The organism is Alicyclobacillus shizuokensis NBRC 103103, from assembly GCF_001552255.1.
Lineage (GTDB): Bacteria > Bacillota > Bacilli > Alicyclobacillales > Alicyclobacillaceae > Alicyclobacillus_G > Alicyclobacillus_G shizuokensis.
The window spans coordinates 32,171-50,101 of record NZ_BCQV01000035.1 but is presented as its reverse complement, the minus strand read 5'-3'; the positions used below and the strand labels follow the sequence as shown (position 1 = coordinate 50,101).

The 17,931-nt window shown below is 56.4% G+C and carries 20 protein-coding genes, 1 tRNA gene and 1 riboswitch; of the genes, 14 read left to right on the top strand and 7 right to left on the bottom strand.

From position 1 onward, the window contains the following. Positions 1 to 13: 13 nt before the first annotated feature. On the bottom strand, positions 14 to 439 hold the full coding sequence (locus ASH01S_RS18895) for an NUDIX hydrolase (protein ID WP_067928964.1): 426 nt from the start codon (positions 437 to 439) through the stop codon (positions 14 to 16). 244 nt (positions 440 to 683) lie between these two features. Here ASH01S_RS18895 and ASH01S_RS13415 point away from each other — a divergent pair, with 244 nt between their 5' ends. Continuing rightward, positions 684 to 1,229 (top strand): C40 family peptidase, encoded by a 546-nt coding sequence (locus ASH01S_RS13415; RefSeq protein ID WP_067928963.1) that lies wholly within the window; start codon positions 684 to 686, stop codon positions 1,227 to 1,229. Positions 1,230 to 1,318: 89 nt separating this feature from the next. Here the strand turns inward: ASH01S_RS13415 and ASH01S_RS18020 are convergent, their stop codons facing one another. After that, positions 1,319 to 1,492: an H-type small acid-soluble spore protein gene (locus ASH01S_RS18020; RefSeq protein WP_083517159.1), complete on the bottom strand. Its 174-nt coding sequence runs from the start codon at positions 1,490 to 1,492 to the stop codon at positions 1,319 to 1,321. A gap of 221 nt (positions 1,493 to 1,713) precedes the next feature. Between ASH01S_RS18020 and ASH01S_RS13410 the strand changes: the two genes are divergently transcribed. Then, positions 1,714 to 1,807: transfer RNA gene (locus ASH01S_RS13410), tRNA-Ser, on the top strand. A 91-nt stretch (positions 1,808 to 1,898) separates the two neighbouring features. Here ASH01S_RS13410 and ASH01S_RS13405 read toward each other — a convergent pair. After that, positions 1,899 to 2,378 carry a hypothetical protein gene (locus ASH01S_RS13405; RefSeq protein WP_067928962.1) on the bottom strand — a complete coding sequence of 160 codons (480 nt, stop codon included), beginning with the start codon at positions 2,376 to 2,378 and terminating at the stop codon, positions 1,899 to 1,901. A gap of 168 nt (positions 2,379 to 2,546) precedes the next feature. Between ASH01S_RS13405 and ASH01S_RS13400 the strand changes: the two genes are divergently transcribed. From ASH01S_RS13400 to glnA, 7 genes are all read left to right on the top strand, one after another. Beyond that, entirely contained in the window at positions 2,547 to 4,121 is a 1,575-nt protein-coding gene (locus ASH01S_RS13400; RefSeq protein WP_067928961.1) for a spore germination protein, read from the top strand. A gap of 109 nt (positions 4,122 to 4,230) precedes the next feature. Further along, entirely contained in the window at positions 4,231 to 5,214 is a 984-nt protein-coding gene (locus ASH01S_RS13395; RefSeq protein ID WP_245629075.1) for an AAA family ATPase, read from the top strand. Continuing rightward, positions 5,211 to 5,798 (top strand): GTPase domain-containing protein, encoded by a 588-nt coding sequence (locus ASH01S_RS13390; protein ID WP_067928960.1) that lies wholly within the window; start codon positions 5,211 to 5,213, stop codon positions 5,796 to 5,798. Before ASH01S_RS13395 ends, ASH01S_RS13390 begins: the two co-directional genes overlap by 4 nt. Further along, positions 5,779 to 6,399 (top strand): hypothetical protein, encoded by a 621-nt coding sequence (locus ASH01S_RS13385; protein ID WP_067928959.1) that lies wholly within the window; start codon positions 5,779 to 5,781, stop codon positions 6,397 to 6,399. The genes ASH01S_RS13390 and ASH01S_RS13385 overlap by 20 nt, the downstream gene beginning before the upstream one ends. Positions 6,400 to 6,652: 253 nt before the next feature. Further along, the gene (locus ASH01S_RS13380; RefSeq protein ID WP_067928958.1) at positions 6,653 to 7,885 is read left to right on the top strand and encodes a methionine gamma-lyase family protein; all 1,233 of its coding nucleotides are present in this window, start codon (positions 6,653 to 6,655) and stop codon (positions 7,883 to 7,885) included. An 85-nt stretch (positions 7,886 to 7,970) separates the two neighbouring features. Beyond that, positions 7,971 to 8,399 carry a MerR family transcriptional regulator gene (locus ASH01S_RS13375; protein ID WP_245629074.1) on the top strand — a complete coding sequence of 143 codons (429 nt, stop codon included), beginning with the start codon at positions 7,971 to 7,973 and terminating at the stop codon, positions 8,397 to 8,399. Positions 8,400 to 8,474: 75 nt separating this feature from the next. Beyond that, positions 8,475 to 9,812 (top strand): type I glutamate--ammonia ligase, encoded by a 1,338-nt coding sequence (gene glnA / locus ASH01S_RS13370; RefSeq protein WP_067928956.1) that lies wholly within the window; start codon positions 8,475 to 8,477, stop codon positions 9,810 to 9,812. A gap of 172 nt (positions 9,813 to 9,984) precedes the next feature. Here the strand turns inward: glnA and lexA are convergent, their stop codons facing one another. The 3 genes from lexA to ASH01S_RS13355 form a co-directional block, all read right to left on the bottom strand. Further along, the gene (lexA, locus tag ASH01S_RS13365; protein ID WP_067928955.1) at positions 9,985 to 10,611 is read right to left on the bottom strand and encodes a transcriptional repressor LexA; all 627 of its coding nucleotides are present in this window, start codon (positions 10,609 to 10,611) and stop codon (positions 9,985 to 9,987) included. Positions 10,612 to 10,875: 264 nt separating this feature from the next. Further along, a complete protein-coding gene (locus ASH01S_RS19855) occupies positions 10,876 to 11,136 on the bottom strand; it encodes a carbohydrate porin (RefSeq protein ID WP_245629073.1) in 261 nt (86 codons plus the stop codon). 3 nt (positions 11,137 to 11,139) lie between these two features. After that, the gene (locus tag ASH01S_RS13355; protein ID WP_067928953.1) at positions 11,140 to 11,916 is read right to left on the bottom strand and encodes a Cof-type HAD-IIB family hydrolase; all 777 of its coding nucleotides are present in this window, start codon (positions 11,914 to 11,916) and stop codon (positions 11,140 to 11,142) included. 204 nt (positions 11,917 to 12,120) lie between these two features. On the opposite strand from ASH01S_RS13355, the gene ASH01S_RS13350 reads away from it, so the two are divergent. The 4 genes from ASH01S_RS13350 (at position 12,121) to acs (ending at position 16,847) form a co-directional block, all read left to right on the top strand. After that, positions 12,121 to 13,500, top strand: a complete 1,380-nt coding sequence (locus tag ASH01S_RS13350) for a glycine--tRNA ligase (RefSeq protein WP_067928952.1) — start codon at positions 12,121 to 12,123, stop codon at positions 13,498 to 13,500. A gap of 69 nt (positions 13,501 to 13,569) precedes the next feature. After that, entirely contained in the window at positions 13,570 to 13,758 is a 189-nt protein-coding gene (locus tag ASH01S_RS13345) for a hypothetical protein (RefSeq protein ID WP_067928951.1), read from the top strand. 142 nt (positions 13,759 to 13,900) lie between these two features. Continuing rightward, positions 13,901 to 14,692, top strand: a complete 792-nt coding sequence (locus tag ASH01S_RS13340) for an SDR family oxidoreductase (protein WP_067928950.1) — start codon at positions 13,901 to 13,903, stop codon at positions 14,690 to 14,692. A gap of 196 nt (positions 14,693 to 14,888) precedes the next feature. Further along, positions 14,889 to 16,847 (top strand): acetate--CoA ligase, encoded by a 1,959-nt coding sequence (gene acs / locus ASH01S_RS13335; RefSeq protein ID WP_067928949.1) that lies wholly within the window; start codon positions 14,889 to 14,891, stop codon positions 16,845 to 16,847. 74 nt (positions 16,848 to 16,921) lie between these two features. On the opposite strand, the gene ASH01S_RS18890 is transcribed toward acs, so the two are convergent. After that, on the bottom strand, positions 16,922 to 17,059 hold the full coding sequence (locus ASH01S_RS18890; protein WP_169794236.1) for a hypothetical protein: 138 nt from the start codon (positions 17,057 to 17,059) through the stop codon (positions 16,922 to 16,924). A gap of 392 nt (positions 17,060 to 17,451) precedes the next feature. Between ASH01S_RS18890 and ASH01S_RS19525 the strand changes: the two genes are divergently transcribed. Beyond that, positions 17,452 to 17,574 carry a hypothetical protein gene (locus ASH01S_RS19525; protein WP_281178224.1) on the top strand — a complete coding sequence of 41 codons (123 nt, stop codon included), beginning with the start codon at positions 17,452 to 17,454 and terminating at the stop codon, positions 17,572 to 17,574. Between the two features lie 232 nt (positions 17,575 to 17,806). Then, positions 17,807 to 17,901: riboswitch (glycine riboswitch) on the top strand. Positions 17,902 to 17,931 lie beyond the last annotated feature (30 nt).

The following is a 17,931-nucleotide window of genomic DNA, read 5'->3' as shown; positions in this document are numbered from 1 at the left end:
AGGCCCATGAGTATCACATGAGTATCACATGAGTATCACATGCCATCACTTCATCAAGCTCAAACCACTTTGCATCGACAATTTCCGAGGTTTGAAGACTAACACTCCCCTCCGATGAGCGGAAAATATAGATGAAATCAACGTGCGTATGTGCTTCCTCTGTTCCGTGAATGGGTATATACTCGTGTAATATCATATAAGGCAGAGGCAGCTCTCTTTCATTGGTGTTAAATATCCTTGGGGGCTGTTCAATTAACGTTGGCATAAGTTTAGTTTCTTCATATATTTCCCTGATTGCTGCTTCGTGCGGCAGTTCGTTAGATTCAAGATGTCCACCTGGAGGCAACCACTTCTTCAGTTTTTTATGGAATACAAGCAGTATTTTGTTTCCACTGTCGTTTATGATGAGACCTGTTGCCACGAAGTCATTTCTCAACATAACATCCCTCACAATCAACGTGTGACTTGTGACAATAATAAAACAACATCGTGGGCATGTCCATAATATTTGAACGAGAAGCTTGCGCGCGTTCTCCCTTGTCAAGGTGTCTGTGCTCCGATTCCATGTTACTATTAAGAAGCGAGGAGGAGCCTGTAAGCAAGCACAGGTATCCCTTAGCTTACGGCTGGGTTCACCGGTTGCGCTCGGGTGAGCGTACGCATACTCGGAAGAGGGAGCGAGGATGAAAACTTGGGCTTGGCTGAAAATGGTGTTGAGTGGAGCTGTGGGAGCGGCCATCGTGCTGGTGGGAGTCTGGTATGCATCGCACCGCATGAAAGCATCGACGACCGACGAAGGGACCCCAGAACCGCAGGTGACGATTCACGTAGGACCTGCCACACCGGTTAATTCCGTCAATCCCAGTGGAGAAGATTCCCAAGCGGAACGCAAAGTATATGACGCCGTGCAACAGATGCTGCAAGCACCGCCGAACAATCTGGACGCCTCTGGTTTTGTCCAATCAGTAATGGCAGAGGCCGGCATCTCTGTGCCGAGGACGGTAGAGGAGCAGGCACAAACAGGAAGTGTGGTGGACAACCCGGCTGATTTGCGGATTGGAGACTTGGTGTTTTTTGACTTGGAGGGCACCGGGAGTTCTGCAACGTTCGACGGCGTTTATATAGGGCAGAACCAGTTTGCCGCCATGACCACCCATGGCCTGCGGGTTGTGAGTCTCAGCGATGCCTACTGGTCGGACAAGTATTTATACGGCCGGCGTGTGATGTAGGACTGGGTGCGGCCTGTGCGCCGATGGACGCAGCGGGAGTTCAGGGTCGGCAGGACCCATGGCGATTGGATTCTGCCGGCCGATTGTGTTCACTCTTCGCGCAGGTCGGCGACTGGCGCCGTGAGAGTTTCCCCATTCTCATATCGAATCTTGGCATAGCCGTTGGATTCGTAAATCTCGTCGATATGAACCGGGCGTCCTCGATACGTCACTGCGATGATGCGAGGCGATTCGAGGATCTGCCGCGCACGCGTGAGTTCCATAGGCTGTCACCTCCTGTTGTTGGGCACACCGAGCAACCACTACTCGTAGGTTTCCCGCAGCTCGGGTGTGTGATGCGGCAAGTCAGGGAAAAACCCAGTCGGGGAGACCTTAGTCGTTTGCGCAGTGGGGGCTGAGGCCTCCAGGCGGGAGAATCAACTTGACAATACGTTCCGGACTTCATACAATAAAGTGCGTCCCGTTTCTACGAGACGGTTTGCGTGGAGTGATGGCCGAGTAGGTCGAAGGCGCTCGCCTGCTAAGCGAGTATACGCTGTAGAGGCGTATCGAGGGTTCGAATCCCTCTCACTCCGCCAGTTTAAGCGAGCCAACAGGGCTCGCTTTTTTCGTTCACTGGCCACTTGAACCACTGGGCATCGGGCCAGTGGATGCTTCAAGGTGATGGTTTTAGGGCTTCATGCCGTCCCGGAGCCGTAACGCCTCTTGGTACCAGGATAAGTACGTTTCGGCCAAGGCCGCTTCCACCTGCTGCGCGTCGAACTTTCCATTAAACACCTCTCGTTGATCCATCCAGTCAGCAAATTTATCAAAAACATTGGGTGTTTGCCGCCAATGGCCATCCTTGACTATGACTTGCACATGCTCTCCTTGGCAATTGGTGGAGACGATGAACTCTGGCGGCTGAACAGAGTCCCGAAAACGGATTATGAAGCCAGGATTGGCGTCCGGCGAGGGCCCAACCTGCAAATGTGGGTCCGCAGCGGCCCACTGTCGTGCACACCAGGACAGCGTGTTCTCCAGTTGTGCCCGGGTGTCGCGCTGGATAGCCTGCACTCGGGCTTGTTGTTGCGTGTATGTGGATACCGCCGATTCATGCTCTTGTCGAATTCGTTCCATCTCCCGCCGAACGTCGAGGGATTTACCCACAGGTTTTTCCTCCCTGCTGTGATTTGCTCATACAGGTCTGTATTTACATTCTCGCTTCTTCAATTCCCGTTATGCAGGTGCTGAACAGACGGTTTCAGGTGGCGCAGGTATGTCGCGCATGCTGGGAGGAAGACTAAGCAGACAGCCCAGACGAGGAGGTACGTGACCATGTTCGAGACCAATCAAGAAAAAGAGGTTGGTCGCCAGTCGCGGCAATGGGACGTGGATAAGCAACACGTGCCCCCAATCTCCCGTAATCTGCAGGACAACGTGGACTATCTCAATCGACTGCTTGGAATCGGGTACGGTCCGGGTAACGCCTGGGACCTGATAGCCAAGCCTTTCCGCTACGGCGATCTGAACATGATGGTGTATGTTCTGAACGGGTATTTCACGACGACCAACCTCGTGCTGATTCTGGATAATTTTGAGCGGCAGATCAGTGAGTTTGTGACGCGCCGAGAAGGCGAAGGCTTCAGCATCCAGGAGTTGGCTCAATACCTGAACACGCACATAGGGTTTGTGCAGGTTCAGCCGTTTGCCGACATGGGCGAACTGATTCGGCAAATCCTGTCTGGTCCCATGGTCATCTTTATTGACGGGTTTGATGTGGCGCTGCTTATCGATACCCGCATTTATCCGATGCGCAGCATCGGCGAGAGCGAGATTGAACGGACCGTGCGCGGCCCGCGGGACGGTTTTGTGGAAACCATGCTGTTCAACGTCGCCCTCATTCGCAGACGCCTGAAGGACCCGCGCATTCGCACCGAACTGCTGCAGGTGGGCAACCGTTCGAAGACGGACGTCACCATCATGTACCTGCAGGACGTGACCAATCCAGAGCTGGTGGATCACGTCCGGATCGCCCTCAATTCAATTGACGTGGATGCCATCCCGATGGCGGAACAAGCGATCACGGACCAGATGATGCGTGTCAAGTGGAATCCGTATCCGATTGTGCGCTATACGGAACGAGCCGACGTGGCGGCGACAGCGTTGGTTGACGGGCATGTGTTGATTATTCCGGACACCACCCCAGAGGTGATCATCGCGCCGGTCACATTTTTCCAGTTGTTGCAAAACCCAGGCGAGTACCATTCCTATCCGCTGGTGGGTACGTACATGCGCTGGGTGGTCCTGTTGTCCGTATTGCTCAGCACCCTGCTGCCGGGCATCTTTTTAGTCGTCAATCTGCATCCAGAGGCGGTTCCGAAGGAATTCTCATTTTTTCGCGCCGACACCACGTATCCGCTGCCCATATGGGTAGAACTGTTGATCGTGGAGCTAGGATTGGACGTGTTGCGGATGGCGATGGTCAACATCCCGAGCGTGCTCGCCTCGTCGGTCAGTATTGTCGCGGCTGTCATCTTCGGGGAATTCGCGAGCAAGATCCAGTTATTTCAACCGGAGGTCTTGGTCTACATGGCATTCGTGTTGATTGCTCAATTCGCGATTTCCTCGTTCGAGCTGGCGAACGCCAATGCGCTCACGCGACTCTTTCTCATCCTCGTCACCCAGGCCGGATTTGCCATAGGTATTCGCGCTTGGGGGTTTCTCGTGGGAATCGCCGCGTGGGTGCTACTGCTTGCTACCACGCGCTCCTTGGGAGTGCCCTATCTGTGGCCCTTGATCCCCTTTCGATGGAAAAATGGCCTGCAAGACATCCTGCTTCGCAAACCGATGTCTACCATTTCCGGGCGGCCTGAAATCCTGCGGCCGCGCACGGCCAAGCGCAAGGGCTGAACGTGTGTTCATCTGGGTGATCACCCAGGCGGGCCTCGACGCATAGGCTACCATGGTTGTTAGCCCAAACGGGCAGCGGCCGCGGAAACTGACCGTCGAGGTGATGTGCGTGCGCCGAACACCTCCCGCTTCCGAAGTCCATGAACATTCCCGTGAAATCTTGCAGCGTTACCGGGACGGTCAAATCGCGCTGGCTGAAGCCCTGCAGTGGTTGGCCGGGCCCGGAGACAATCCGCCGGAGGCTGAACAGGAGCCCCTGAGTCGGTCGGCTCTACTGAACCTTCTGGCAGAGCTGGACACGATGGTTGGGTTGGAACAAGTGAAGACGACCGTGCGCGAGATCTTTGCCCTGTTGTACATGCAGCAGCGTCGCCGGCAGTTTCAGCTGCAGGATGAACCGGTCGTCTTGCACATGGTGTTCAAAGGCAATCCTGGTACCGGGAAAACCACGGTGGCCCGGCTGCTGTCGCAGATGCTTCACCAGTGTGGATGGCTCAGCAAAGGGCACCTAGTGGAGGTTGAACGAGCCGATTTGGTCGGCGAGTATATTGGGCATACCGCCCAAAAGACACGTGAGCAAGTGAAAAAGGCACTTGGAGGCGTCCTGTTTATTGATGAGGCGTATTCACTGGCGCGTGGCGGGGAAAAGGACTTTGGGCGCGAAGCCATTGATTGTCTCGTCAAAAGCATGGAGGACTATCGCGACCAACTGATTGTGATCATCGCCGGATACGAACAGGAAATGGATTGGTTTCTGGCAACCAATCCGGGCCTGCCAAGCCGCTTTCCCATTCACCTCACCTTTCCCGATTACGACGCCTCTGCGCTGATGGCCATCGCGCGGAAAATGGCCAGCGAACGGCAGTACCGACTAAGCCGAGAGGCAGAACACAAACTCCGCGCTCATCTCCAGGAAATTCTGTATACACGCGCGCGCCGCGGTCACTTCAGCAATGCACGCTATGTCCGCAATGCCTTGGAACGCTCCATTCGTCGACATGCGATGCGCCTGTTCGGGGAAGCGCGTATCAGCCGTGAAGCGGCCATGACCCTGGAGGCGAGCGATTTTGTCTGGGAGGGGGAAGTGCTGTGAAACGGGCCCTAATTGTCGGGCGCAGCAATGTGGGCAAGACCTTGTTTTGCATTCATTTTGCGGAGTATCTGGGGCTCTCTAAGCTGCGCTGGCGCGTGGAACATCCTGAGGGCCGGCGGGAGAGTCTGCGATTGGGCGTGCAACAGTCCAAAGCCGAATTGACCAACGCTGCTCCGCACTTCACGCGCGCGCTCCAGTCGGTGGATATCGATGTCCCACGCGGAAAACTCGGGTACCAATTGATGCTTACCGATTCCACAGGGCTGACCGACGGCATCCACTCGGATGTCGGCCTTCGCAGCGCGATGGCGCAGACGCTGGAGCAGCTGTTGCACGCGGATGTGATCTTGCACATGGTGGATGCAGCGGAGATCATGTGGGCACCTCTGGACGAACAGATTTACGCGTTCGGCCGAAAGTCGAAAGGCTACCTGCTGTTGGCCAACAAGATTGACTTGCCGGCCGCAAAACGGGGCTACCGTCAGTTGGCGCGTCGGGTCTCACCAGCGCTCATCCTGCCCGTATCCGCTCTGAACGGAAACGGCTTTCGCGAGGTGAAACAGTGTGTCTGGCGAATGGCTTGACGTTGTGCGCACACTCGCCTGTCTGTTGCTGATGGCCGCCGCGGTGAAGCTGATGGACGACTATCTGGATCGCGATTATGACCTAGCTTGTGGGAAACGAACACTGGCAGCCCGGTTGGAACGGGCGGCCTTGCCGTACGGGCTCGTCATTGCCCTCGTGGCTGCGTTTTTGAATCTAAACGTTGCAATCGCTGTTTTCTTCGGGAGCTATTCGGTAGGCATGTTTTCCAATTGGAAAGCCAAAATGCCGACTCGTCTCCCTGCGTACGTGGAGATTGCCGCCGCGATGGCATTGGCGTGTCTGCTTACGGGATGGCAGACGGCCTTATGGGGCTTGGCGGTGATGGCAGCGATAGACTGGCTGGATGACCTCATGGATCGAGGGGTCGACAGGCGCAGCGGACAGGGGAACGTGGCTGTGCGTATCGGCACCATCGAGACCTTGCTACTGGTCCTGGCCGCGCTGGGTGTCTCTGTTTTGACCAACGCAGGGTTGACCGTGCTGGCGTTTCTCGCTATGCCGGTGGTCAGCGTGTTGGCCGAACTGACGACCCATCGGCTGTGGCAGGCACCAGAGGGGAATGGGGTGCATCTGCGATGAATCTGTGGGGCTGGTGCCTTGTTGTCCTTGTGCTGTGGACCCTGCTGGTGTTCGCCGCGGCCAGACGATCCGGCCGTCGCGAGGGCCGCCGCGAAGCTGAGACGACGCTTCCGTTGGTACTGCGCCACACAGCTCTTGCACGTGGGCGCTGTCCAGTCTGTGACCATCGCTGTGATACAATGAAAGAAGAATAGAAGAAAGGCCGTCCTACACGGGAATGGGCTTCGGTGCTTGATTAGGAAAGGATGTGCTCATGAAGGCTTCCCCATCGTCGATACTTGAGGCGGCCTGGCAGAAGGTACAGCCTGTATTTGCCCGCATTGATCGCCAGTCCATCGTCAACCAGAAAAAGGTGCTCGCGGCCTTTCAAGCAGAGCACGTCACCGCCCAGGACCTGCTGGGCTCCACCGGCTACGGTCTGGACGACGCCGGAAGGGACAAGCTGGAAGCCATCTGGGCGCGCGTTTTCGCCAGCGAAGCGGCTCTGGTGCGGCCGCAAGTGGTTTCCGGCACACACGCCCTGCGTCTGGGGTTGTTTGCCACGCTTCGACCAGGGGATCACCTCGTATTTGCGACTGGTGCGCCGTACGACACCCTGGAGACAGTGGTCGGCATCCGCCCGCATCCGGGGAGCTTGGGCGCGTGGGGGGTTTCGCACACCATCGTGCCTTTGCGGGATGATGGGAGTGTCGACGTGGAGGCGGTGAGGCGGGCTGTCGGACCGACGACAAAGGCAGTGATGTTCCAGCGCTCACGCGGTTACAGCCTGCGCAACTCGCTGTCGGTCGGAGAGCTGGCGAGCGCCATCCAGGCCATACGGGCACACGCCCAGCAGGCTTTCCTGCTCGTGGATAACTGCTACGGAGAGTTTGTCGAGACACAGGAGCCAACCGAGGTGGGAGCGGACCTTGTGATGGGATCCCTGATTAAAAACCCAGGGGGAGGACTGGCCACCACGGGGGGATACGTGGTTGGCAGGAGAGACTTGGTCGAGGCTGCCGCCGACCAGCTCTACGCTCCGGGCTTGGGGCGGGAATCGGGGCCGACCCATGAATTCTTGCGCCCCTTCTACCAGGGACTGTTTTTGGCGCCGCATGCGGTCTCGCAGGCCGTGAAGGGCTCGGTCCTGGCCGCGGCTGTGTTCGAATCCTTGGGGCTCGAGGTGTCTCCCCGCTGGGAGGATCCACGCACAGATCTCATCCTGTCGATTCGGTTTGAACGTCCCGACACATTGATGGCGTTTTGCCGTGCTGTACAAAGCAGCGCCCCTGTGGACTCCTTTGTACAGCCGGAGGCCGCTCCGATGCCGGGATATGACTCCCCGGTCGTCATGGCGGCCGGGACCTTTGTTCAGGGCGCTTCTCTGGAGTTGACAGCCGATGCACCGTTTCGTTCGCCGTATGTGGCCTACATGCAAGGCGGACTGACTGTGGAGCACGTGTATATCGCATTAGAGCGCATTGTGGATGCGATGTACCAGAGTTAATCGCCGAAATTTGAGCATCTTTTGCCACGTTGACTGTTAAAAAACCTAACAAAAAAGGTTGTGTCGAATCGGGGGGGATGATAACATGACCTTAACCGCTGGGCACGGAGGGGTGGCGATGGACCTCAAGGACCGGATGCGGCAGCCGCTTTTCTCGATAGGGGTTGTGCACCAATTGACCGGGTTGACCGCTCGGCAGATTCGCTACTATGAACAGCAGGGATTGGTTTCGCCTGGCCGAACGGAAGGGAATCGACGCCTGTTCTCCTTTGTCGACGTCGAGCGCCTCGTGCACATCCGCAGCTTGCTGGACGAGGGCATGACGTTGTCTGACGTTCGGAACTTTCTGGCTGCAGAAGCCAAACAAAAGCGGAGGGGTCAATCGGTCCGAGAGGAGGCGACTGACCAGCAGGTGTACCGGTGGGTCGAGCGGGAACTGCTCGGAGAAGGCAAAGGTCCGTCGCAATCAGTGCTGCAAGGGGACTTGTCTCGTTTTTACCGCCGTCGTCCATGAAGGAGGCAGTCGGAGTCTCATGGCCTCGACAGGAGAGTTGATGGGCGGAGATCGTTGTGAGTGGAGGGTGTTCATTTGAAACAAGAGTACAGCAAAGAGCAAATTCTTCAACTTGCCAATGAGCACAATGTCAAGTATGTACGCCTGCAATTCACTGACTTATTAGGTGTCGTGAAAAATGTTGAAATTCCGGTGGACCAACTGCCGAAAGCCCTTGACAACAAAATCATGTTTGACGGGTCTTCCATTGAGGGATTCGTCCGCATCGAAGAATCGGATATGTACCTCGTGCCGGACAGGAGCACTTGGCTTGTGCTTCCTTGGAATTCAGAGCAGGGCTCTGTGGCGCGATTGATTTGTGACATTTATACCCCGGAGGGAGAGCCGTTCGCCGGCGATCCGCGGTCTGTCTTGAAGCGAGTCCTGAGCGAGGCCCGGGACATGGGTTTCAGTGCTTTCAACGTTGGTCCGGAACCGGAGTTCTTTTTGTTCAAGCTGGATGATCACGGCCGTTCCACGCTGGAAGTCAATGACGACGGCGGATACTTCGATTGGGCGCCGCTGGACTTGGGGGAAAACTGCCGGCGTGAAATCGTCTTGACCCTGGAGGCCATGGGCTTTGAGATCGAGGCCTCTCACCACGAGGTGGCCCCTGGACAGCATGAAATTGATTTCAAGTATGCGGACGCCGTGGCCGCCGCGGACAACATCGCGACTTTCCGCATGGTGGTTAAGACGATTGCCCGCCAGCATGGGCTGCACGCTACCTTTATGCCCAAGCCGGTGTTCGGCATCAACGGCTCTGGTATGCACTGCCACTTGTCCCTGTTCAAGGACGGGCAGAATGCGTTTTATGATGAAACGGACGAGTTGGGATTGAGTCAGACGGCCCGCTATTTTCTGGCTGGCGTTTTGGAGCACGCGCCGGCGTTCACAGCGATTTGCAACCCGACGGTCAACTCGTACAAGCGGTTGGTGCCAGGCTATGAGGCTCCCTGCTACGTGGCGTGGTCGCCGAAGAATCGATCGCCGCTGGTTCGCATTCCGGCCGCTCGGGGCATGAGCACGCGCATCGAGGTGCGCAGCCCAGATCCATCCTGCAACCCGTACCTCGCCATTGCTTCCATGTTGGCCGCCGGTTTGGACGGCATCCGCAGGCAACTGCCGTTGCCGGATCCTGTAGACCGCAATATCTACATCATGAGCGACGAGGAGAAAGAGGAGGTTGGCATCCGCAACCTGCCGGAAAATCTGCTCATGTCGCTGGAGGCTCTGACACACGATGATGTTGTGTGTGCGGCTCTCGGTGACCATGTTCTCACCCATTTCGTAGAGGCAAAGAAGATTGAGTGGAACATGTACCGCACACAGGTTACGGAATGGGAGACGGATCAATACCTGAACCTGTACTGATGGGGGCTGGGAAGCAATAAAGCAGGTCGAAGTGGACGTGGGGGACAACCTCCTCGCGTCCACTTTTTCATCAGCCGCTTGATGTTGTTGGTTTTGGAGTGACGTCCGTTTTTATCAATTCAGCTAAAAAGGAGCCAAGCCTTGACGCAGATCCTCCCGGACGAGTGGAATGCTAAGTCAGTTGTCGAAACACACCGATGACGCGCCCGAGAATGCGCACGTCCTTGTAGAATAGAGGTGCCATGGTCGAGTTCTCGGGCTGCAGGCGAATGCAATCCCGTTCGCGGTAGAACCGTTTTACCGTCGCCTCGTTGTCTTCGGTCAGCGCCACGACAATTTCCCCATTGCGCGCAGTGTCTTGCTTGCGTACGATAACATAGTCTCCGTCCAGAATGCCGGCTTCCACCATGCTATCGCCCTCCACGCTGAGGAGGTACACATCCTCATCGCGCACCATGTCTTTTGGCAACGGAAAGTAGTCTTCGATGTTTTCCACTGCGGTGATGGGGATGCCCGCAGTCACCTTGCCCACAATGGGGGCCAGTACCGTCTCGACCATCGGCAAGGAGTTATCTGTCTGCCTCTCATCTTCGAGGAGTTCGATGGCACGGGGCTTGGTTGGGTCTCTACGCAGAAACCCTTTGGCCTGCAAGCGGGCCAGGTGCCCGTGGACTGTGGAACTGGATGCTAATCCCACAGCTTCGCCGATTTCGCGCACGGACGGTGGGTATCCTTTTTCACGAATGTTTTTGCGGATAAAATCGAGAATCGCTTGTTGCCGCGGGCTCAGGCCTGTCACAGGAAATCCTCGCTTTCCGAATCCACCTTCAGCTTTTCCACAGCATACCACAATGGCAGGTGGCACGCAAACAGGTGTTCGTTTTTCGTCTTGACAGCGAACGTATGTTTGGGTATGTTCATGGAGAACAAGTGTTCTTATGCGGATGACGTCTTCCTGGGAAGGGGAATTGAAGTGTACAGTTATTCTGAGTTACAGCGTATCCGGCGGTCCCTTGGGGGCGAGCAGGCGGCATTCCTGCCGCGGGCGCCGCGTCGTGTTCTGCTATTGGCGGTTGTCTTGTGTTTGCTTGGAGGCTTCGTGGGGATTGGAATGCTTCTTCCAGGCCATGGTCAGACGGAAAGGACGGCCAAATACCAGGTTCGGCCGGGGGACACCGTGTGGTCCATCGTCGAGCGGCAGCGACTGCAGGGTGATGTGCGGCATTGGGTGCAGGTGGTAGTACAAATGAATCACCTGCGCAGTTCCGAGGACATCCAGCCCGGGCAGACGCTGCTCATCCCTATGCCACATTCTATAGTTCAAGGATTACAGGAGTCCCAAGGTTAGACAAGCATGCAGGACCCCGTCTTCTTCCACCGACTTGGTGACAAACGAGGCTTGTTGCCGCACGGGCGCTGCAGCGTTGCCCATGGCGACCGAGATCCCTACTTGTCGAAAGAGCGGGATGTCATTGCCGCCATCGCCGATGTGGACTGCTTGTTCCGGTTTGATTCCGAGGTAGGTGAGCAGTGCGTGGGCGCCTACGGACTTGTCACACGCTCCCTGTTGCAAGTCGATGGCGTTCCAGTCCCAGCGATAGAGCAGACACTCAGGAAGTTGCCGTTGGATTTCCTCATCCCAATCTGGTGTCACCAGGACATTGCTCTGGAACACGGTTGGTCTGTCGGACAGCGGATATTCGTCAACCACTTCGATGGGGGAGAAGTCGTAGGAATTGAGAAGTGGTTGCAGCGGTTTGGGAATCGGGGACAGCGAGATAGCCCTGTCCGTGGTGTGCAGAATCAGCGGCAAGTTGTGTTGCCTCGTAAATCCAATCATTCGTTGCACCACATTGTTCGGCAGCGGCATTGCCTGGATAATGCGGCCGCGTGAACTGGCGAGGGCTCCGTTGAAATAAACACAGTGCTCGACACCCAGCACTTCTTGCACCTGCCGCGCATGAAGGACAGAGCGTCCTGTGCATAAAGCCACTTCAAGGCCATTCTGCCGAAGTCCCGCAATCACGCGGTGGGCGCTTGGAACCAAACGGCGCTGATGCACAAGAGTTCCATCGATGTCCAACAGTACCATGCGAATCTCCAATGGCTTCCCCTCGCTCGAAAGAGTGGTGTACCGTGTCTCATTATACACGGGCTCGACCGCATGCACAGGAGGAGAGAGTTTTGGCAGGCGGGTCCTTCGTATCTCCGGATCTGGGAAACCATTTCTTCATTGCACCGAGCAAAGCCCTTACAGTATGATAGCCATGTGCACTTGCGAGGTTGACAGGGTTCGGGAGGACGAGACATGTCAGTTACCATGGAACAACTAGTGGCTCTGGCGAAACACCGGGGTTTCATTTTTCCAGGCTCCGATATCTATGGCGGTTTGGCCAACGCTTGGGATTACGGGCCTCTCGGCGTCGAGTTGAAACTTAATCTGAAGCGTTTGTGGTGGCAGAAGTTTATTCAAGAATCTCCCTACAACGTGGGCCTGGACGCTGCCATTTTGATGAATCGGGACGTGTGGGTGGCATCTGGGCATGTGACCAACTTTCATGATCCAATGGTTGACTGCCGTCAATGCAAGGCTCGATATCGGGCGGACAAGCTGCTCGAGGAGGCATTGTCTGCCCAAGGCGTGGATATATCCGTGGACGGCATGCCGTTTTCCGAGATGGAATCATTGCTCCGCGAATACGATGTTCACTGCCCCGAGTGTGGCTCTACGGATTTCACCTCGATTCGCCAATTCAACATGATGTTCCGTACGCACCAGGGAGTGACCGAGGACACTAGCAGCGAGATTTTTTTGCGCCCGGAGACAGCCCAGGGTATCTTTGTGAATTTCCGCCATGTACAAAGAACCATGCGCAAGAAGCTGCCGTTTGGCATCGGACAAATCGGAAAGAGCTTCCGTAACGAAATCACACCAGGCAATTTCATCTTCCGCACCCGGGAGTTTGAACAGATGGAGTTGGAATTCTTCTGCGAACCCGGCACCGACATGGAGTGGTTTCAGTATTGGCGCAAGTTTTGTCACGACTGGCTGCGGTCCCTCGGTCTTTCCGATGATAATCTGCGTCTGCGGGATCACGCTCCGGAGCAGTTGTCCCATTACAGTGCCGCGACGACGGATATAGAGTATCGGTTTCCTTTCGGCTGGGGAGAATTGCTGGGCGTGGCAAACCGTACAAACTACGATTTAGGGCAACACCAGAAGCACTCCCAGGAAGACTTCATGGTGAGCGAGCCAGGAAAAGAGCCGTTTTTGCCCTACTGCATTGAACCTTCCATTGGTGTGGAGAGGCTGCTATTGGCCGTGTTTGCGGATGCGTACGAAGAGCAAATCCTGGAGGACGGGGATGTGCGCACGGTTTTGCACTTTCATCCGGCGGTGGCGCCCTTCAAGGCGGCTGTGTTTCCTTTGTCCAAGAAACTCGGCGACCCGGCGCGCGCGCTGTTTCAGGATTTATGCCGCGAATTTCGCGTGGACTACGACGAATCCGGATCGATTGGCAAACGCTATCGACGCCACGATGAGATCGGCACCCCTTATTGTATCACGTACGATTTTCAGTCTGAAGAAGATCAATGTGTCACCATCCGCGATCGTGATTCCATGCAGCAGACGCGGGTGCCGATGGCCGAGCTTCCCCATTGGCTGCGTGAGCACACCCGGCTGTGATATGAACATATGGTTTGAACGCATGCGCTCGGTCCAATCGGGCAGTCCTATGGGCAGGGGGTGTGTGGCATGACAAATCAACATACGGACAATCACAATGATGCGTTCACGTTTCACGGTGCACTGAGGCGCAATGACTTCGCCGAAGGCATTGTGGACAGGCGTGCTCGGGTGATGGACGAAGCGGCTCTGACGCCGATTCCTTGGAAACAAATTCACCGCGCCAACGTGCCGCATCTGGCGAGGCGTTCGAATTGATTTGAAGTAAGTCCACCACATTCCCACACGGCGGGGGAGCTTTGGCTCCCTCATGCCGTCATTGGACAGGGAGGCTTGCGCAGAGTGATGTATCGGCTGGGTTTTCCTTTTTAAAGCACCATAAGGACAGGGGGCTGGCAATATGGACGTCGGAGTAGCCGGAAAGACGGTGCTGGTTCAAGCGGCGACCCGCGGCCTGGGTTTTGCCGTGGCAAAAGCGTTCGCGTCCGAGGGAGCCCTGGTGGCCATTACGGGGCGAGATGAGAACCGTCTTGAGGAAGCCGTGGCGGACATTCAATCCTCCGCGACTAACCAGAACGTCATGGGGGTGATCTGTGACCTGTCGCGAGTGGATCAGCTCGACCATGTCTTTCAAGTGATTGAACGGCGGTGGGGTGGAGTGGACGTGCTCATCAACAACACCGGCGGACCGCCCGTGGGGGCTTTTGTGGAGGTTGATGACGCCCAGTGGCAGGAAGCCTTCGATTTATGCCTGATGAGCTTCATCCGCTCTACTCGTCGTGTGCTCCCGCACATGCAGGAGCAGCGTTGGGGGCGCATTGTCAACATCGCATCGTCTTCCATTCGACAGCCTGTCGACCGATTGATTCTGTCCAATACCTTTCGCGCGGGTGTGCTGGGACTGGCGAAGAGTCTTGCGACGGAATTGGCTCCGTACAATATTTTGATCAACACACTGGGCCCCGGGCGCATCGCGACCGACCGAGTGGCCTCGCTCGATCGCATAGATGCGGACAAACAAGGGATCTCAGTGGCTGAAGTGCAGCGGCGGTGGTATGAAAAAATCCCGATGGGACGCTACGGGCAGCCGGACGAGTTTGCCCAGATGGCACTTTTTCTTGGCTCCGCGGCCAACGGCTACGTGACGGGACAGGCTGTTTTGGTAGACGGAGGTATGGTGCGCAGTCTATAAACACCGGATCGACAGGAAAGAGAAGGGTTTGAAAGTTCGCCCTTCAACTTGTATAATTATTTTGTTTCATATGGGTGCTTGTTCTATTTCAGGAAGTAAGCGCTCGCATAGGCGTGCAGATTGAGACAGCCGATTGTGATCGCCATCATTGTCGTAGCAAACCGGATACATCAGGACATCGAGGGGGAGTTGACACATGGGGACCCCGAGCCAAGCGTTGGACACCTGGATGCATGAAAATCGGACGTTTTCTCCTTCCGAGTCTTTCCGGCAGCAAGCCAATTTCGCGGATCCTGCCGTCTACGAGCGGGCACAGCAAGACCCAGAGGGGTATTGGGCAGAACAGGCGTCGTATATCACCTGGATGAAGCCGTTCACTCGCGTCTTGGAGTGGAATCCCCCGCACGCTCGTTGGTTTGCGGATGGTAAGCTGAACGCCGCCCAGAACACGGTGGATCGGCATCGAGAGGGTCCTCGGAAGAACAAAGCCGCCATCATTTGGGAAGGCGAGCCCGGTGATCAAAGGGTCTTCACGTACGACCTGCTGGGGCGCGAGGTGGACCGTGCTGCCCACATGCTGCGACGGTTAGGGGTACAGAAAGGGGACCGGGTCACCATCTATCTGCCGATGATCCCGGAGTTGCCCATAGCCATGCTCGCTTGCGCTAAGATCGGTGCCATTCATTCGGTGGTCTTTGGTGGCTTTTCAGCGGCCAGTCTCAGGGATCGCCTGGTCGATGCGGGTTCCAAGTTGCTGATCACAGCGGACGGAGGCTGGCGGCGAGGCCAGGTCATTCCCCTCAAACAGAACGCGGATGAAGCGGTTCTCGGGACATCGGTCGAGCAGGTATTGGTCGTTCGGCGCGTCGGCGGCGCATCAGGAGCTACCATGGTAGCCGGTCGGGACCTGGACTGGCAGGAAGAAATGGCGAAGTCGCCGACGGCCCCTTTCCCACCCGAGCCGATGGATGCCGAAGACATTTTATATCTTCTGTATACCTCGGGTACCACAGGCAAACCCAAGGGGATTGTGCATAGCACAGGCGGATACATGGTGGGCGTGAACACGTCCATGCGCAGCGTCTTCGACATCAAGGACAGCGACGTCTATTTCTGTTCGGCGGACATCGGCTGGGTAACGGGACACACCTATGTGGTTTATGGTCCTTTGTCAGCTGGGGCGACCGTTGTCCTGTATGAAGGGGCTCCGGACTATCCAGGGCGCGACAGGTTTTGGCAGCTCATTGAGCGGTATGGAGTGACAATTTTCTACACAGCTCCTACGTCCATTCGCATGTTCATGAAGTGGGGCGAGGAGTATCTGAAGGCATATAACCTGGGCAGCCTGCGCTTGTTGGGGACGGTCGGTGAACCCATCAACCCTGAGGCGTGGATGTGGTTTCACGAACACGTTGGGCAGGGGCGTTGCCCTATTGTGGACACGTGGTGGCAGACAGAGACCGGATGCGCCATGGTGGCACCGCTTCCAGGTCTTGTTGCCACGAAACCCGGCTCGGCCACACGTCCTGTGCCCGGAATTGAGATCGATATTGTGGACGAGCAGGGTCAACCGGTTCCTCGCGGCCAGGGTGGCTACCTGGTCGTGAAACGTCCGTGGCCCTCCATGCTGCGCACGGTGTGGGGCGATGATGAACGTTTCCGCAACACGTATTTTGGCAAATTCGATGGTCTTTATTTGTCGGGAGACGGGGCCTACATGGACGAAGATGGGTACCTGTGGATTTTGGGTCGAATCGACGACGTGATTAACGTGTCTGGACATCGCATCGGCACGATGGAGGTCGAAAGTGCCCTGGTGGCGCACGCGGCTGTTGCCGAGGCGGCAGTGATTGGACGCGCCCATGATGTAAAAGGTCAGGCTATCACCGCCTTTGTGACGGTGAAGGAAGGCGTTGACCCAGACGACCAGCTGGCCCAGGAACTGAAGCGTCATGTGGCGTCGACCATCGGTGCCATGGCCCGTCCCGAGGAGATCCTCTTTACGGCTGACTTGCCCAAGACTCGCAGCGGCAAGATTATGCGCCGCTTGTTGCGCGACATCGCGGAAGGCCGGGTGATTGGCGACACCTCCACTTTAGCCGATCCGTCCGTGGTCAGATCCCTGCAGGACCAATACCGAGGCCTGGAGGGCTAAGTGTGACCTGGCGCCCCGGGGCACCGCAGAGCACTCATTTTCCCCGGGGCATGGTTCCAACTACATCAGGTGGTCTACCCCTTCATCGACTCCAACCACTCTGCATAACACGAGTCGCAGAGCGGCTCGTCGTGTTCATCGTCCACCTCGTAGAAGGTCACATAATGCGGCTTTCCCTCGATTGGGTGTTGGCAGTAGTAACAGCTATCCATGTTGCTCTCCCCTCCGGTACGACAGCCTGCTCAGCGCCATTGCTTTGGCGGTCTTAGCTTGTGCATTCTGCCGCCGGTCTTGCACGGATGTTGTTGCCATGCAAGAGATGGGAGAATCTGTAAATCCATGGGTAGGACCGGGCGAATACCGCGACGAAAGCACCTGGCAGCCTCATATGGTGAACCAAGACCGGGCGAGGAGGTGTGGAAAGTGTACGGAGTTTTTGGCGGATATACCCGGTGGGCTGTCGTGTTCCTAATCATCTTCGTCCTGTTCTTCCTGTTGGTCCCGGGTTATGGCGCGGCGGCTGGATATTGAGTCCCCGTGATGGCTACGAGGCAGCCCCGGCGGTCTTCTGGGAGACATTTGGTGCACGAAGGAGGGCTGCGGGATGTACGACGGCGCTCTTGGCGCATATACCCGCTGGGCAATCGTGTTCCTGATCATCTTCGTCTTGTTCATTCTCCTGATTCCGTACAACGTGACAACTTGCACGACCACTCCTGTATGCTGAGGCGGTATTCAGGATGCGTAGCCCTGTGCGGTCAGTTCTGCACAGGGCCAACTTATTCGGTGAAAAAGGTATTGCAACGCGTCTCGTTCCCTATTATAGTGAGGTGGGAATCCGAAAAATACATAGTGCGCAGATGACTGCTGGCGTGAGAGTGTAGTGATACCACCGATGGGGCAATGTGCGGCTGCAGCCTCGGCCCGCACAAAATCTCTCAGGTCGTAATAACGCCACAGGATGCAGCTCTGGAGAAGCCGCTTGGGGACGGCTACCGATGGGGTAACCACTTGGTTGTGGGGAACTCTCAGGTTGTGAGACAGAGACGACGAGGACGTGGTCTTCGTGTGTCTCTGTTTTTTT

What these genes read in the sequence shown, in the direction of transcription:
- ASH01S_RS18895 (WP_067928964.1), bottom strand. Translation starts at nt 439, where the DNA reads ATGTTGAGAAATGACTTCGTGGCAACAGGTCTCATCATAAACGACAGT.
- ASH01S_RS13415 (WP_067928963.1), top strand. Translation starts at nt 684, where the DNA reads ATGAAAACTTGGGCTTGGCTGAAAATGGTGTTGAGTGGAGCTGTGGGA.
- ASH01S_RS18020 (WP_083517159.1), bottom strand. Translation starts at nt 1,492, where the DNA reads ATGGAACTCACGCGTGCGCGGCAGATCCTCGAATCGCCTCGCATCATC.
- ASH01S_RS13400 (WP_067928961.1), top strand. Translation starts at nt 2,547, where the DNA reads ATGTTCGAGACCAATCAAGAAAAAGAGGTTGGTCGCCAGTCGCGGCAA.
- ASH01S_RS13380 (WP_067928958.1), top strand. Translation starts at nt 6,653, where the DNA reads ATGAAGGCTTCCCCATCGTCGATACTTGAGGCGGCCTGGCAGAAGGTA.
- ASH01S_RS13375 (WP_245629074.1), top strand. Translation starts at nt 7,971, where the DNA reads ATGACCTTAACCGCTGGGCACGGAGGGGTGGCGATGGACCTCAAGGAC.
- ASH01S_RS13350 (WP_067928952.1), top strand. Translation starts at nt 12,121, where the DNA reads ATGTCAGTTACCATGGAACAACTAGTGGCTCTGGCGAAACACCGGGGT.
- ASH01S_RS13345 (WP_067928951.1), top strand. Translation starts at nt 13,570, where the DNA reads ATGACAAATCAACATACGGACAATCACAATGATGCGTTCACGTTTCAC.
- ASH01S_RS13340 (WP_067928950.1), top strand. Translation starts at nt 13,901, where the DNA reads ATGGACGTCGGAGTAGCCGGAAAGACGGTGCTGGTTCAAGCGGCGACC.
- acs (WP_067928949.1), top strand. Translation starts at nt 14,889, where the DNA reads ATGGGGACCCCGAGCCAAGCGTTGGACACCTGGATGCATGAAAATCGG.
- ASH01S_RS18890 (WP_169794236.1), bottom strand. Translation starts at nt 17,059, where the DNA reads ATGGATAGCTGTTACTACTGCCAACACCCAATCGAGGGAAAGCCGCAT.
- ASH01S_RS19525 (WP_281178224.1), top strand. Translation starts at nt 17,452, where the DNA reads ATGTACGACGGCGCTCTTGGCGCATATACCCGCTGGGCAATCGTGTTC.